The sequence below is a fragment of the Streptomyces sp. NPDC001502 genome (assembly GCF_042894785.1).
GTDB lineage: Bacteria > Actinomycetota > Actinomycetes > Streptomycetales > Streptomycetaceae > Streptomyces > Streptomyces kutzneri.
On the sequence record NZ_JBIAVW010000004.1, the window covers coordinates 252,244 to 267,089 of the forward strand.

At 73.4% G+C, this 14,846-nt stretch carries 13 protein-coding genes; 9 read left to right on the forward strand and 4 right to left on the reverse strand.

The annotated features are described in order from the left end of the window. Positions 1–37: 37 nt before the first annotated feature. From ACFY0D_RS08405 to ACFY0D_RS08420, 4 genes are all read left to right on the forward strand, one after another. Positions 38–1,015: a sulfurtransferase gene (locus ACFY0D_RS08405; protein WP_390797590.1), complete on the forward strand. Its 978-nt coding sequence runs from the start codon at positions 38–40 to the stop codon at positions 1,013–1,015. Positions 1,016–1,101: 86 nt separating this feature from the next. Next, on the forward strand, positions 1,102–1,869 hold the full coding sequence (locus tag ACFY0D_RS08410) for a DUF4097 domain-containing protein (RefSeq protein WP_390797591.1): 768 nt from the start codon (positions 1,102–1,104) through the stop codon (positions 1,867–1,869). A 94-nt stretch (positions 1,870–1,963) separates the two neighbouring features. After that, the gene (gene lon / locus ACFY0D_RS08415; RefSeq protein WP_390797592.1) at positions 1,964–4,369 is read left to right on the forward strand and encodes an endopeptidase La; all 2,406 of its coding nucleotides are present in this window, start codon (positions 1,964–1,966) and stop codon (positions 4,367–4,369) included. 115 nt (positions 4,370–4,484) lie between these two features. Then, the gene (locus ACFY0D_RS08420) at positions 4,485–4,925 is read left to right on the forward strand and encodes a MarR family winged helix-turn-helix transcriptional regulator (RefSeq protein ID WP_030013696.1); all 441 of its coding nucleotides are present in this window, start codon (positions 4,485–4,487) and stop codon (positions 4,923–4,925) included. A 22-nt stretch (positions 4,926–4,947) separates the two neighbouring features. Here the strand turns inward: ACFY0D_RS08420 and ACFY0D_RS08425 are convergent, their stop codons facing one another. Then, the gene (locus ACFY0D_RS08425) at positions 4,948–5,721 is read right to left on the reverse strand and encodes a protein phosphatase 2C domain-containing protein (RefSeq protein WP_390797593.1); all 774 of its coding nucleotides are present in this window, start codon (positions 5,719–5,721) and stop codon (positions 4,948–4,950) included. A gap of 397 nt (positions 5,722–6,118) precedes the next feature. On the opposite strand from ACFY0D_RS08425, the gene ACFY0D_RS08430 reads away from it, so the two are divergent. From ACFY0D_RS08430 to ACFY0D_RS08450, 5 genes are read left to right on the forward strand one after another with little or no spacing between them, the layout of a single operon-like run. Beyond that, the gene (locus ACFY0D_RS08430; RefSeq protein ID WP_390797594.1) at positions 6,119–9,142 is read left to right on the forward strand and encodes a nitrate- and nitrite sensing domain-containing protein; all 3,024 of its coding nucleotides are present in this window, start codon (positions 6,119–6,121) and stop codon (positions 9,140–9,142) included. Further along, entirely contained in the window at positions 9,139–9,624 is a 486-nt protein-coding gene (locus ACFY0D_RS08435) for a roadblock/LC7 domain-containing protein (RefSeq protein ID WP_301366478.1), read from the forward strand. The genes ACFY0D_RS08430 and ACFY0D_RS08435 overlap by 4 nt, the downstream gene beginning before the upstream one ends. Continuing rightward, complete coding sequence (locus ACFY0D_RS08440; RefSeq protein ID WP_109781348.1) at positions 9,621–10,010, forward strand: DUF742 domain-containing protein; 390 nt, start codon at positions 9,621–9,623, stop codon at positions 10,008–10,010. The genes ACFY0D_RS08435 and ACFY0D_RS08440 overlap by 4 nt, the downstream gene beginning before the upstream one ends. Next, positions 9,991–10,623, forward strand: coding sequence for an ATP/GTP-binding protein (locus tag ACFY0D_RS08445; protein ID WP_314243985.1), 633 nt, complete (start codon positions 9,991–9,993; stop codon positions 10,621–10,623). The genes ACFY0D_RS08440 and ACFY0D_RS08445 overlap by 20 nt, the downstream gene beginning before the upstream one ends. Positions 10,624–10,649: 26 nt before the next feature. Further along, the gene (locus ACFY0D_RS08450) at positions 10,650–11,933 is read left to right on the forward strand and encodes a styrene monooxygenase/indole monooxygenase family protein (RefSeq protein WP_390797595.1); all 1,284 of its coding nucleotides are present in this window, start codon (positions 10,650–10,652) and stop codon (positions 11,931–11,933) included. Here the strand turns inward: ACFY0D_RS08450 and ACFY0D_RS08455 are convergent. From ACFY0D_RS08455 to ACFY0D_RS08465, 3 genes are all read right to left on the reverse strand, one after another. Then, complete coding sequence (locus tag ACFY0D_RS08455; RefSeq protein ID WP_390797596.1) at positions 11,861–13,078, reverse strand: NlpC/P60 family protein; 1,218 nt, start codon at positions 13,076–13,078, stop codon at positions 11,861–11,863. The two genes, ACFY0D_RS08450 and ACFY0D_RS08455, sit on opposite strands and share 73 nt — an antisense overlap. A gap of 915 nt (positions 13,079–13,993) precedes the next feature. Continuing rightward, positions 13,994–14,380, reverse strand: a complete 387-nt coding sequence (locus ACFY0D_RS08460; RefSeq protein ID WP_390797597.1) for an SHOCT domain-containing protein — start codon at positions 14,378–14,380, stop codon at positions 13,994–13,996. Continuing rightward, entirely contained in the window at positions 14,380–14,787 is a 408-nt protein-coding gene (locus tag ACFY0D_RS08465; RefSeq protein WP_390797598.1) for a DUF6325 family protein, read from the reverse strand. The genes ACFY0D_RS08460 and ACFY0D_RS08465 overlap by 1 nt, the downstream gene beginning before the upstream one ends. Positions 14,788–14,846 lie beyond the last annotated feature (59 nt).

Consider the following 14,846-nt stretch of genomic DNA (forward strand, 5'->3'; position numbering starts at 1 on the left):
GATGGGGCGACCCGTGTCGAACAGCCGGAGGTGCCGCATGACCCCGCCCCAGGACGCCGTGTCCGAAGCACAGCACGAAGCGCAACTCGAAGCGCAGCCCGGAGCCTTGCCCGAGGCGCTGCCCGGAGCGCAGCTCGAAGCCCTGCCCGAGGCGCTGCCCGGCGCGTCGACCGGATCGCTTCCCGGGCCCCTTCCCGGACCGCTCGTCGGGGCCGACTGGCTCGCCGGGCGGCTGGGTGCGCCCGGCCTTGTCCTCTTCGACGCCTCCGTCGGCGCCCACCGCGCCGCGGCCCACCGGATCCCGGGCGCCCGCCCCTTCGACCTCGACGGGCCCCTGTCCGACCACACCGCGCCCGCCCCGCACACCATGCCCGGGGCCCCGGAGTTCACCGAGGCGATGCGCGCCCTCGGCGTCGACGACTCGGACACCGTCGTCGTCTACGACGGCGCCGGCGTCTACTCCAGCGCCCGCGCCTGGTGGATGCTGCGTGCCATGGGCTTCGACCGGGCCGCCGTCCTCGACGGGGGGCTGCCCGCCTGGACCGCCGCCGGCCTGCCGACCTCGGCCACCGGCCCGGCGTACCAGGGCCCGCGCGGCTCCTTCACCGCCCGGCCCCGGACCGGGCTGCTGGTCGACAGCGCCACCGTCGCGCGGGCGCTGGCCGACCCGGCCGCGGCCGTCCTCGACGCCCGCACACGCGAACGCTTCGCCGGCACCGCCCCCGAACCCCGCCCGGGCCTGCGCGGCGGCCACATGCCGGGCGCGGTCAACCTGCCGTTCGCCGCACTCCAGGACGCGAACGGTCTGATGCGCCCGGCCGGGGAACTGCGCGCCGTCTTCCGGGCGCTGACGGGGGGACGGGAACGGCTCTACCTCAGCTGCGGCTCCGGGGTGACCGCCTGCGTACTGGCCCTCGGCGCCGACCTCGCCGGGTACGAGGAGATCGCGGTGTACGACGGCTCCTGGAGCGAGTGGGGCATGCCCTCGGAGCTCCCCGTGACCACAGGCCGGTAGCAGACGGAGGACGGGGGTTAGCCCCACCGAGGGTCCGGGTACGAGCCCCATCGGCCCGGAGCACGCTCCCGACCCAGAATCGGGACATGACCTCTCACACCACGTCCGCCCGCATGGCCCGCACCGCGATCGCCGCCCTCGGCGCCGGCCTCCTCCTGGCCGGCTGCTCCTTCCCGGGCGGCGCCTTCGCGGACGACGCCTACAAGACGGCGGCCGCCGACGCCACCGTCACCGAGGCGGTCAAAGCCGTGAAGGTGACGGGGGCCCGGTCCGGCTCGATCGACGTCACCCCCGGGACCGGCCCCGGAGTCACGGTCCACCGCACCGTCCACTACCGCGGGGACACCGTTCCGGCGACCGGCCAGAAGGTCACCGCAGGCGTACTGACCTTCAGCGACAACTGCTCCGGGAACTGCTACATCGACTACCGGCTGGAAGTTCCGGCCACCGCCACGGTCGAGCTGGAGAGCTCCAGCGGCGACATCGCCGTGACAGGTGTCGCGGGGGCCGAGGTGGAGTCCGACTCCGGCACCGTCACGGCCGGCCGGATCGGCGGCCCGCTGAAGGTCCGTACCTCCTCGGGCGAGATCACCGCCACCGAGCTGTCCGGCCCGAGCGCCGAGATCCGCTCGTCCTCGGGCAACGCCCGCCTGGACTTCACGAAGGCCCCGGCATCGGTGCTCGCCGAGACCAGCTCGGGCGACGTCACCCTGGAGGTCCCGCAGGCTCCGTACCGGATCAAGGTCTCCACCGACTCCGGCGACCGCGACATCACCCTTCCCGACGACGCCTCCGCCTCCTCCCGGATCTCGGTGGAGACCAGCTCGGGCGACATCCGCATCTCCGCGGTCTGACGCGTTCGCCCCGGGCGAACGGGCCTTGGGGAACATCGGGAGGCGCACATGCATTGAGTCGGCAGAGCTCAACTTCACTGCCGGAGGGAAGATCATGGCTTCGACGTCCGTCACACTCACCCTGCCCGTGCTGCCGCTCGACGACGAGGTCGTGCTGCCCGGAATGGTCGTACCGCTGGACCTGTCCGACGCCGAGGTGCGCGCCGCCGTGGAGGCGGCGCAGGCCGCAGCCGGGAAGAGCGGCAGCGGCAAACCCCGGGTCCTGCTCGTGCCGCGCATCGACGGTACGTACGCCGGGACCGGTGTGCTCGGCACCGTCGAGCAGGTCGGCCGGCTCTCCGGCGGGGACCCAGGGGCCCTCATCCGCGGCCTCGGCCGGGTCCGCATCGGGGCCGGGACCACCGGCCCCGGGGCCGCGCTCTGGGTCGAGGGCGAGAGCGTCGACGAGACGGTGCCCGATCCGCTGCCCGGGGCGGTCACCGAGCTCGTCAAGGAGTACAAGGCACTCGCCACCAGCTGGCTCAAGAAGCGCGGCGCCTGGCAGGTCGTGGACCGGGTCCAGCAGATCGACGGCGTCTCCGCGCTCGCGGACAACTCGGGGTACTCGCCCTTCCTGACGGTCGAGCAGAAGGTCGAACTGCTGGAGACCGCCGACCCGGTCGCCCGCCTCAGGCTCGCCGTCAAGGCGCTCAGCGACCACCTCGCCGAGCAGGACGTGGCCGAGTCCATCGCCAAGGACGTCCAGGACGGCGTCGACAAGCAGCAGCGCGAGTTCCTGCTCCGGCGGCAGCTGGAGGCCGTACGCAAGGAACTGCGCGAGCTGAACGGCGAGAAGGACGGCGAGGAGTCCGACGACTACCGCGCCCGCGTCGAGGCCGCCGACCTCCCCGAGAAGGTACGGGAGGCCGCGCTCAAGGAGGTCGAGAAGCTGGAGCGGGCCAGCGACCAGAGCCCGGAGGGGTCCTGGATCCGGACCTGGCTGGACACCGTGCTGGAACTGCCCTGGAACGAGCGCACCGAGGACGAGTACGACATCCGGGGCGCCAGGGCCGTGCTCGACGCCGAGCACGCGGGCCTCAGTGACGTGAAGGACCGCATCACCGAATACCTCGCCGTCCGCAAGCGGCGCGGCGAGCGCGGCATGGGCGTCATCGGCGGCCGCCGCGGCGGCGCCGTGCTGGCCCTCGTCGGGCCGCCCGGCGTCGGAAAGACCTCGCTGGGCGAGTCCGTGGCCCACGCCATGGGCCGCAAGTTCGTCCGCGTCGCCCTCGGCGGCGTCCGCGACGAGGCCGAGATCCGCGGCCACCGCCGGACCTACGTCGGCGCCCTGCCCGGCCGGATCGTCCGGGCGATCAAGGAGGCCGGATCGATGAACCCGGTGGTCCTCCTCGACGAGATCGACAAGGTGGGCTCCGACTACCGCGGCGACCCCGCGGCCGCCCTGCTGGAGGTCCTCGACCCGGCGCAGAACCACACCTTCCGCGACCACTACCTGGAGGTGGAACTGGACCTCAGCGACGTTGTCTTCCTGGCCACCGCCAACGTCCTGGAGGCCATCCCCGAGGCCCTGGCCGACCGGATGGAGCTCGTCCGGCTCGACGGGTACACCGAGGACGAGAAGGTCGTCATCGCCCGCGACCACCTGCTGCCGCGCCAGCTGGAGCGCGCCGGACTCGGCCCCGACGAGGTGGTCCTGGGGGAGGACGCCCTGCGCAGGCTGGCCGGGGAGTACACCCGCGAGGCGGGCGTACGCACCCTGGAGCGGTCCCTCGCCCGCCTGCTGCGCAAGGTCGCCTCGCAGCACGAACTGGGGGAGCGGGAACTGCCCCTGAGCATCGGCGCCGACGACCTGCGGGCCCTGATCGGGCGCCCGCACCACGTACCGGAGTCCGCCCAGGACCCGGCCGAGCGGCGCACCGCCGTCCCCGGCGTGGCCACCGGCCTCGCGGTGACCGGCGCGGGCGGCGACGTGCTGTTCGTGGAGGCCTCGCTGGCCGACCCGGAGACGGGCGCGGCCGGCCTGACCCTCACCGGCCAGCTCGGCGACGTCATGAAGGAGTCGGCGCAGATCGCCCTGAGCTTCCTGCGCTCCCACGGCGCGGAACTGGAGCTCCCGGTCGCCGACCTGAAGGACCGGGGCGTGCACATCCACTTCCCGGCGGGCGCCGTGCCCAAGGACGGCCCGAGCGCGGGCATCACGATGACCACCGCCCTCGCCTCGCTGCTCTCCGGACGGCAGGTGCGCACGGACGTGGCCATGACCGGCGAGGTCTCGCTGACCGGGCGCGTCCTGCCCATCGGCGGGGTGAAGCAGAAGCTGCTCGCCGCGCACCGGGCCGGACTGACCACCGTCATCATCCCGAAGCGCAACGAGGCCGACCTGGACGACGTCCCGGCGGAGGTGCTGGAGAGGCTGGAGGTGCACCCGGTGACCGATGTGCGCCAGGTCCTGGAGCTCGCCCTGGCCCGGGCGGAGGCCACGGTCGTCGCGGCGGCCTGACGCGTGCACACGGCCCGGTGCCCCGCTGCGGCGGGGTACCGGGCCGTCGGCACACCCGCTGCGAAATACTGGCCCCGCACCATCCGGGTGCCACACATCATCGAAGGAGCGGGACGTGCACGGGAGTGAAGACCAGGAGTTCCTTGCCCTGGAGCGGGAGCTGTCCGTCTTCCTCCGGCGGGCCCGCGCCTCCTCGGGCGAGATGGCCCGCGAGCTCCACCCCGAGCTGGAGCCGGCCGCGTACGGGCTCCTCGTACGCCTGGAGGCGGCCGGCCGGCAGCGGGCCACCGAGCTCGCCGCCTACTTCGGGGTCGGCAAAGCCACCATGAGCCGGCAGCTGCGGGCCCTGGAGGTCCTCGGCCTGGTGGCCCGCGAACCGGACCCCGCCGACGGCCGGGCCTCCCTGGTCGGCCTCACGGAGGAGGGCCGGGAGCGGTTCCTGCGGGTCCGCGGAGCGCGGCGCGAGCAGTACATGCGCAAGCTCGCCGACTGGGACCGCGGCGAGGTGGCGGAACTGGCCCGGCTGCTGAACCAGTTGAACGCGGGCGCGGAGTAGACCCGCTCGGACCGGGGACCGCTCACAGCTCCGCGTAGACGGCCGACGCGTCGTCGTGCCGCTTGTACCGGGCCGACGGGAAGGCCGCGTCGGCCTCGATGGCGCGCACCCGGCCGATCAGGCCCTGCGCGCCCTCCTTCCGCAGCACCGCCAGGCAGTCGGCCCAGTCGCCCTGCCCGAAGGTGTCGGTCCACCGGCTCGCCCCGTCCGTGAGCGCGGCCACCGCCCGCACCTGCCCGCGCGGGGTGCGCCCCGTCACGGCCCGGGCTGCCACCGCCGGATCCGCGGCCGCCGTGAAGAACCCGCCCTCCGCGTTGCGCAGGGCGTCCGTCGCGGCCACCGAGCCCAGCACCTCCCGCGGGATCCGGTCCAGCCGGTCGTCGAGCACCGCCGTCACCCCGCCGTCGGATGCCTGCAGGAGCAGTACGGAGTCCGAGAGGACGAGGTGTTCCACGTACTCCGCGTCCCAGCGGACCACGACGACCGTCGCCTGCGGGGTCCGCACGTGAGAAAGGTCACAGGTGTCGCGGTGGGCTTCGGCCGCGGCGCGGACGGACTCGGCCAGAACCTGATCGAGCGGCATGTCCCGTCGCGATCCGGACAGTTCGGTCAATCGGCCGCCGAGGCGGGCCGTGAACCAGGGCACTCCGTGCACGCATCCGTCGTCGCCGCGCGGCGGGGTGACCCCGTCCAGGAGCACCAGGACGCCGCCGCCCGAAGCGGGGATCGCCGCCGACACCCAGTCCTCATTGGGGCGTTCCTGGTGGCCGGGGGCCGAGGCGAGGTCGATGCGCATACCCGCATTCTGCCGCGCGGGAGGCGGCCGGCGCAGGCAGGTCCGTACCAAATCGGGCGCGTCCCGGCGGCCCCGCACACCGGCCGCCCGGTACGGGCCGCGACGGCCGGGACGGCGGGGCGGTCTTGTGGGCGGGCATCCTGCCAAAGCCCGTATCGATCTTTCAACCACCTGTCCACGGAAGCGCTCCGGCACAGGGTGCCCGAGTTGGTCGGCAACTCATCCGTGATGTTCACTCGTTCGAGTGGCCGGTTGGGTGATGTGCGGCTCTCTCCCCAGCACGCTGCAAAGGTCTGAGGCGGTACGAGGGAGCAGGGGGCGTTTACTTGTTGACCGGCCGTTACCTCGGCCACACGAGTAGACGAGCAAGAGCACACGTACAGGATTGCGAGCACCGGTGCAGAAGAAGCGGTCTCGGAAGAACGGCACCGCCGCCGACGGCCCGGCCCCCGCAGGACGCCGCGTCCGCGTGCGCCGCAGGCTGGTCGTCGGCGTGGCCGTCGCCGGCCTCACCGTCCTCGCGGCAGGCGCGCCCGCCGTCGTCTCCGCCTCGACGGAACTGAACGACTCCCAGCACCTGGTCACCCTCGCGGAACAGACCCGGCAGACCCTCACCCTCACGCACCTCCTCGGTGACGAGCGTGACGCGGTCGTCGAGTACGCCGCCAAGGGCCGCCCCGGCACGGCCAAGGGGCCCGTCCAGGAGCGCATCGCCGGGACCGACCGGCAGCTCGCCGAGGTCCAGGCCGAGGCCGACGAGGCGACCGCCCGGGCCCTCGCCCGCGTACGGACCGTCCGCGCCGAGGCCGTCGACGGCAAGGGCACCGCCCTCGCCGCCCACCAGGCCTACGCCTCGGTCATCGCGGAACTCCTCGCACCCGGCGACCGGCTCGCCGAGCTGACCCCGCCGCGCGCCGAGGCCGCCCTCACCACCACCCGTCCGCTGGCCCCGCTGGGCCAGGCCGTGGAACAGGCCTCGGCCACCCGCGGACTGCTGCTCGCCGCGCTGGCCGTCCCCCGCGGCGACCAGGCCCCGGGCTCGGCCGTGGTCGACGAACTCACCACCGCCGCCCAGCGGGCGCGCGTACGGGAACAGGCCGCCCTCGACGACTTCGCGCGGGCCGCGCGGCCCGACGTACGCCAGACCCTGGCCGCCACCGTCACCGGCCCCGAGGTCAAGACGGCCGACGACTTCCTCAAGCGGCTCACCGACCGGCCCACCCTCACGCCCGCCGACCGCAAGACCGACGGCGCCACCGTCGGCACCGCGCTGACCGCCCGCATCGACCGCATGCGCACCGTGGAGGCCACCCTCGCGAGCGAACGGGCCTCCGCCCTGGCCGCGCTGCGCGACGACGACGTGACCCGGCTCGAAGTCGCGATCGCACTGCTGGGCGTGCTGTTCCTCTTCGCCGTCGGCGTCTCGACCGCCGTGGCGCGGTCGCTGACCCGGCCGCTGTCGGTCCTGCGCCGCGGCGCGGAGCGGCTGGCCACCCCGGAAGGCTCGGTGGAACCGGTCCGGTTCACGGGCCGCAACGACGAGTTCGCCGAGGTCGTGCGCCACCTGAACGCGGTGCGCGACCAGACGGTCTCCCTGCACACCCGGATCGCCGGGCTCGACGCCGACCGGCGCCGGATCATCGGCCGCAGCGAGGCGCTGGCCGCCGGCCGGGACGCGCTGGAGGAAGAACTGACGCAGCTGCGGGCGGGGCTGGAGGAGCACCGGCGCATCATGTCGACGACTTCCGTCTCGCTGTCGCTGCGGACCCTGGGCCTGGTGGAGCGCCAGCTCGCGGTCATCGAGGAGCTGGAGTCCAAGGAACAGGACCCCGACCGGCTGGCGACCCTCTTCAAGCTGGACCACCTGGCGACCGTGATGCGCCGCCACAACGAGAACCTGCTGGTCCTCGCCGGGCAGGAACACGGACACGGGCAGGGCCTGCCGGTGCCGCTGGTCGACGTGATGCGGGCCGCCGTCAGCGAGATCGAGCGCTACGAGCGCGTCGAACTCGCCTCGCTGCCCGCGTACACCCAGGTCGCGGGGCACGCCGCCGACGACATCTCGCACGTGCTGGCCGAACTGCTGGAGAACGCGACCACGTTCTCCCCGCCGGACGTCAAGGTGAAGGTCTCCGGCTGGCTTCAGGGCTCCGGTGACGTGGTGCTGTCCGTCGTGGACGAGGGCATCGGCGTCACCGAGGACCGCCTGGAATCGCTGAACACCCGGCTGTCCACGCCCGAGGCCTACGACGAGGAACCCGAGGCGGAACACGGTCTCGGCCTCGGGCTGTACGTGGCCGGACGGCTCGCGGCCCGGCACGGGGTCACCGCCGAGCTGCGCACCCCGCGGCACGGCGGGACCGAGGCCCTGGTGGTCGTCCCGGCGGCGCTGCTGCCCACCACCCCGGTGGTCTCCCCGGTGCACGCCCTGACCATGCCGGGCGCGCCCGCGCTGCGGCTGCCGGGAGTGATAGCGGAGGCGAACGAGAACACGCTGCCGAAGCGGCGGCGGGGGACGCATGCCGCTCCGGACGCGGGCGCGGACGCGGATGCCGTTACGGACGCGGATGCCGTTACAGAAGCGGCTGCGGAAGCCGAGGTCGAAGCCGAAGCCGAGGCCGATGCGGTGGCCGCTGCCGAGATCCTCGCCGAGGAGCCGGTCGTTCCGGCTGCCGTCGAGCCGGAGCCGGAGCCGGAGCCGGAGCGGGCCCCTGAGCCTGCCGTCGCGGCGGTCCCGATCACCCTGGCCGAGGCGCTGGCCGGACCCGCCGTCGTCGCCGAGACCCCGGCGGAGCCGGACCAGGACCCGGTCGCCGACGCGCCCGCCACGGCCGGGGCGGTCCCCGCCGACCAGGTGTTCGTCGCCGCGCCCCGGGCAGGGGACGGGCCCACCCCTGAGGAACAGCTGCTCGCGCGGGTCGTCCCCGACGCGGAGCCGGCCGCCTCCGGCGTGGCGGACCCCGCCGTACCCGTGGCCGGCGTAGAGGAAGACGTAGAGGAAGACGCAGAGGAAACCGAACCGGAGGCGGAGCCGCACACCCACGCCCCGGCCGAGGGCAACTGGCTCCCCCGCCAGGGCAGCCACCCGGCCGACCAGGCCGAAGGCGAAGGCGCCGTCACCGACAAGGGCCTGCCCAAGCGGACCCCGCGTGCCGTCCCCGCCAAGCGCGCGGCCCGTGACGACGTACGGCCCGAGCCGCCACGCCGCGTCGACGCCGAGGAGTTGCGGCGCCGGCTCGGAGGCTTCTACCAGGGAGCCCAGGACGGACGGCGCGTCGTCGCCGCCGAACTCGCCCAGGAGCAGGGGCCCGACCAAGCCCCTGACCCGGCGCTCGACCAGGCCCTCGACCAGGGGCCGACGCAGCGGCAGGGCCAGAGCAAGACCGACCGGGGGGACACCGCACAGGAGGCACGCACATGACCGCGCCCAGTACGTACGGACTGAGCACCCAGGCCCGCAACCTGCAGTGGCTGCTCACCGACCTGGTCGAGGAGGTACCCGGCGTCAACTCCGTCGCCGTCGTCTCCTCGGACGGGCTGCTGCTCCTGTCCTCCGACCCGGGAGCGGGCACGGCCGAACCGGCCGACCGGCCCAAGACCAGGGGCCCGCGCGGCGCCTCCGCCGACCTCGCCACCATCGTCTCCGGCCTCGGCAGCCTCACCACCGGCGCCGCGGCCCTCATGGAGACCGGCTCGGTCAAGCAGACCATGGTGGCGATGGAGCACGGCTCCGTCTTCGTCATGGCCATCAGCGACGGCTCACTGCTGGGCGTGCACGCCACCCCCGACTGCGACATGAGCGTCGTCGCCTACCACATGGCTCTGTTCGTCGGCCGCGCCGGCCACGTCCTGACCCCCGAAGTCCGCAGTGAGCTGCGCCAGTCGATGGAGAACACCCCGTGAGGAGTACGGCCTCCGACCGGCTGCCGATACGCGGCGCCGACCGCCGCCCCGCCCGCGTCCGCCCGTACTCCCTCACGGGCGGCCGCACCCGCTTCACGCAGGTCCTGCACGTCGAGACGTTCGTCGCCGCCCTGGACACGAAGGTCTCGGAGCCGCAGAAGCCCGACCGCATGCCCGAGATGCCCGCCATCGTCGAGGTCTGCCGCCGCATGCGGACGATCGCCGAGATAGCCGCGCTGCTGAAGCTCCCGCTCGGCGTGGTCCGGGTCCTGGTCAGCGACCTCGCCGACCAGGGACGGATCCGCGTCTACGCAACGGGGCACGGCAGCGGCCGTCCCGAACGCGCGCTGCTGGAAAGGGTGCTCAGTGGTCTTCGCCGTCTCTGACAACCCGGTGTCCCTGCCGCAGTCGGACGACGACCCGGCCCAGCCCTGGCAGTACGACCGCTCCCGCGCCCCCGTCGCCGTCAAGGTGCTGGTCGCGGGCGGTTTCGGCGTCGGCAAGACCACCTTCGTCTCCTCCGTCTCCGAGATCACCCCGCTGCGTACCGAGGCGGTGATGACCCAGGCGAGTGCCCCGACCGACGACCTGTCCGGCACCCCCGACAAGAACACCACCACCGTCGCCATGGACTTCGGCCGCGTCACCCTCGACGACGACCTCGTCCTCTACGTGTACGGAACCCCCGGCCAGGAGCGGTTCTGGTTCATGTGGGACGACCTGGTGCGCGGCGCCATCGGCGGTCTCGTCCTGGCCGACACCCGCCGCCTGCGCGACTGCTTCCCGGCCCTCGACTACTTCGAGACCTGCGGGCTCCCGTACGCCGTCGCCGTCAACCACTTCGACGGCTCGCAGTCGTACGAACCCGACGACGTGCGCGAGGCGCTCAGCGTCCCGCCCCACGTGCCCGTCGTGATCATGGACGCGCGGCGCCGCGACACGGTGGTCGAATCACTGCTCGCCCTGGTGGGCCACGCCCTCGACACCACCCCCGAATAGAGCACCCCGAACAGAGAGCGTGAGAGATGCGCAAGATACTTGTCGTGGGAGCCGGCCAGTCCGGTCTCCAGCTCGCCCTCGGACTCCAGTCGAAGGGGTACGAGGTCACCCTCATGTCCAACCGGACGGCGGACGAGATCCGCACCGGGCGGGTGATGTCCACGCAGTGCATGTTCGACACGGCCCTGCAGCACGAGCGCGATCTCCAGATCAACTTCTGGGAGCAGCAGGCCCCGAAGATCGAGGGCCTCGGCGTCTCCGTCGCCACCCCCGACGCCGGCCGCGCCATCGACTGGCTCGGCAGGCTCAAGGGGTACGCGCAGTCCGTCGACCAGCGCGTGAAGATGGCCGGCTGGCTCGACACCTTCGTGCAGCGCGGCGGGCAGCTGGTCATCCACGGCGCCTCGGTCGCCGACCTCGACTTCTTCTCCCGTACCTACGACCTGGTGCTGGTCGCCGCCGGCAAGGGCGAACTCGTCTCGATGTTCGGTCGGGACGCGGCGCGTTCCCCGTACGACGCCCCGCAGCGCGCGCTCGCCGTCGCCTACGTGCACGGCCTGGGCCCGCGCCCGGAGCACCCGGAGACGGAAGCGGTCCGCTGCAACCTGGTCCCGGGCGTCGGCGAGCTCTTCGTCATGCCCACCCTGACCACCTCGGGCCGGGCGGACATCCTGTTCTGGGAGGGCGTTCCGGGCGGTCCGCTCGACGTCTTCAACGGCGTCAAGGGCCCGGCGGAGCACCTGGCGCTCACGCTGGAGCTGATGGAGAAGTTCGTGCCGTGGGAGTACTCCCGGGCGACGAAGGTGGAGCTGACGGACGCGGGCGCCACGCTCGCCGGGCGCTACGCGCCGGTCGTCCGCAACCCGATCGGGCGCCTCCCGGGCGGCGGCGTGGTGCTGGGCGTCGCGGACGTGGTCGTCGCGAACGACCCGATCACCGGGCAGGGCTCGAACTCCGCCGCGAAGTGCGCCGCCTCGTACCTGTCGTCGATCCTGATGCACGGGGACAAGCCGTTCGACGAGGCGTGGATGAAGGCCACCTTCGACAAGTACTGGTTCACCACGGGCAAGCCGGTCACCCAGTGGACGAACGCGATGCTGGGCGTCCCGCCGGAGCACGTACTGAACCTGATCGGTGCGGCCGGGCAGCTCCAGCCGGTGGCGAATCGATTCGCCAACGGCTTCGACAACCCGGCCGACTTCGACTCGTACTTCTACGACCCCGAGGACACCGCCGACTACCTGGCGGAGGTCGCGTCGGCGTCGGCAGCCGTGGCGTCCGGGGCGTCCGGGGCCTCCTCGGCGGAATAGCCGGTATCGCCCCCCGCCTCGCCCGCTGGCTCGCCCCCTGCCTCGCCCGCCGCCGCCTCGGGCAGCTCGGGCGGGGTGAACTCCGTCAGCGGGGCGCCGTCCGGGTCCGGCCGGACGGCCCCCAGCAGCGGGTTCGCGGCGATCGGCGAAACCTTGACCAGGGCCCCCGGCCGCGGCGCCTGGATCACCTTGCCGTCGCCCACGTACAGGCCCACATGGGTGGCCTTGGGGAAATAGACCACCAGGTCCCCGGGGCGCAGCTGGTCCAGCGGCACCTTCGGCAGCCGGGCCCACTGCTCCTGACTCGTCCGCGGGATGGTGCGCCCGGCGTGCGCCCAGGCCTGCGAGGTCAGCCCGGAGCAGTCGAAGGACCCCGGCCCCTCCGCGCCCCAGACGTACGGCTTGCCGATCTGGGCCGCCGCGTAGGTGAGGGCGGCGCCACCGGCCGCCGTGGGGGTGCCCGTACGGGTGGGGAGGCGACCCGAATCGACCAGGTCCCGCTGCGCGGAGGCGGTGTTCTCGGCCTCCTGCGCGCCGAGCCGGGTGAGCTGGTCCGGGGTCAGGGCGGCGAGCACCCGCTCGACCTCCTTGAGCTGCGCTGCGACCTCGTCCTTGTGGATCTTCTGCTGCGCGGCCAGGGTCTGCCGGGCGTCCAGGGCCTCGCGGGCCCGGGCGGCGAGCGCGTCGGCCCTCTTCTCGCCCCGGGCGAGCCGCGCCAGTACGCCCGCCCGCCGGGCGCCCTCGCGGGCGGCGAGCCGACGCTGGTCCAGGGCGGCCTGCGGGCTCCCGGCGAGCAGCATCCGCGCGTACGGGGACAGCCCCTGGCCGCCCTGGTACTGCTCCCGGGCGATCCGCCCGGCCAGGGCCCTCTCGGAGTCGAGCGCGGTACGGGCCTTGCCGAGTTCGGCGGCGCGCAGCCGCTCCTCGGTCTGGCCGGCCCGGAGGGCCACGTCGGTGGCGTTGTAGGCCTCGGAGGCCTCCTCGGCCTTCTGGTACAGGCCCTGCAGGCGGGTGAGCAGCACCCCGACGGACTCCCCTTCGGGAAGCCCCGGCTCGGCCCCGGCCCCGGGGACCGGCCCGGCGACGACGAGCACTGCGGCGATGCAGACGGCGCGAAGCGGCCGATAGGACAGCCGATGTGACATGGGATCACCTCCGAGGCGGCCGATGCTGCCACGCCCGGTATGACAAATCCCCCAGCGGAGTCGGCCGGTCGCGAGGCCTCACCCGGTTGGGGGTGGGGAGGGCGGGGTCGGGGAGGTGGGGCGGGGGCTTCGGGGGGCGGAATCTGCTGGGGCGGGGTCAGGGTGGGGTATGGGGGTTTCCCGTCAGTCCCATCGTCCCTCCGTGTCGGGCCGGTCCCTCAAGGGCGCTCCTTCGTCGCGTCACTGCGTGATGTCGCTGCGCTCCACCCTTGACCGACCGTCCCGCCCCGGAGAAACGAAAGACTGCCGGGAAGCCCCCAAAGGAACGGGCCGGGTGTTCCTTTCCAGGGACGGGGCGGCCAGAGATGCGCGAGGAGACCCCCGTGGGCACGGTCCAGAGACGGGGCCCATCACAGACCGGCATCCGCGTCGGGGGAGCGCATCCAATCGCTACGCGCTCCTCATCTCTCAGCGTCCGACGACCGTCTGGGGCTGGACATAGGCCGCCCCAGATCGCTACGCGCTTCTCCATGACCGCGACCGGCGCCCGTCAGTCGTTGATGAGAGCCGCTGAGAGGGGCAGACGGCCGGCAGATCGGCTATTCCGTCGTAGAACCGGGTCAACGCGAGCAGCACCCCATAAGTCCATGAACAAACAGGTGCAATTGGGGTGAATGGTTGGCCTTTCTGGCCGTCCATGTGCGCTGACCCGCATCCACGACGACATAGCCGCTGTCCAGCCCGTCTTCACCCCAGCCGGCCGTCAGACGCCTCCCGGGAGGATCGCCTGCGGGTCGTGGGCGGCCTATGTCCAGCCCAGGACGAGATGGAGACGCTGAGAGATGGGGAGCGCGTAGCGATTGGACGCGCTTCCCCCGACACGGGCCCTGGTCTGTGATGGGCCCCGCCCCTCCGTCAGTCGCGCAGCAGGCGGGCCTTGGCCGTCGTGAACTCCTGGGGGGTCAGCAGGCCCTCGCGGGCCAGGCCGGCCAGCTGGGTGAGCTCCGCCGCCAGGCCGGCCGAGGGGGTCGGGCCGGCCGCCACGGTGTGGTCCGGTGGGATCGTCGGCGCCTCCGCCGGCTCCGGATCGGCCGGCTGTGGGGGCTCCGGCGGCACCCCGGGCGGCGGTTCGGCCGGGCCCACCAGGCCCACCGGGTCCGTGGCCATCGGCTCCGAGGCCCCCACCGAACCCGCCGTCGGCTCCGGGGCTCCCGACGCCCGCGCCAGCAGGCCCCGCAGCAGCGGGTGCCCCGGCGGGCGGTTCGCCGGGCGGACCGTTACTCCCATCGGGCGGATGAACATCAGGCCACCCCCGCCCGCGGGTCCGCCGGTACCCGGTCCGGCGGGATGCGGACCGAGCCGACGATCCTGCCGCCCGCGGCCCGTACGGCGATCGCCGCGTCCTCGGCCCACAGGTGTTCGACCACGAGCAGCAGGGCGCAGCTCCCGCGTTCCAGCAGCCCCACCGCCTCCTGGATGTCCTCCGGCCCGATCAGCCGCGCCACGTCCCGGCCCGTCAGCAGGCCGTGCAGCTCGACGAACTCGTCGAACTCGGCCGCCAGTACGTCCCCCGACGCCGTCCTCGTCGCCACGATTCCGTCGATCAGCCGGACCACCCCGGTCTTGCGCAGCCCCATCACGGCCTCGACCGCCGGGGCGCGCAGCTGTTCCTCCGGGAAGGCGAGGACGATGAATTCCACAGGTCCCATGCGCCTCGGCTCCTCACTTTCGATACTTCCGACCGTTTGTGACGACTCTTCGGCACACT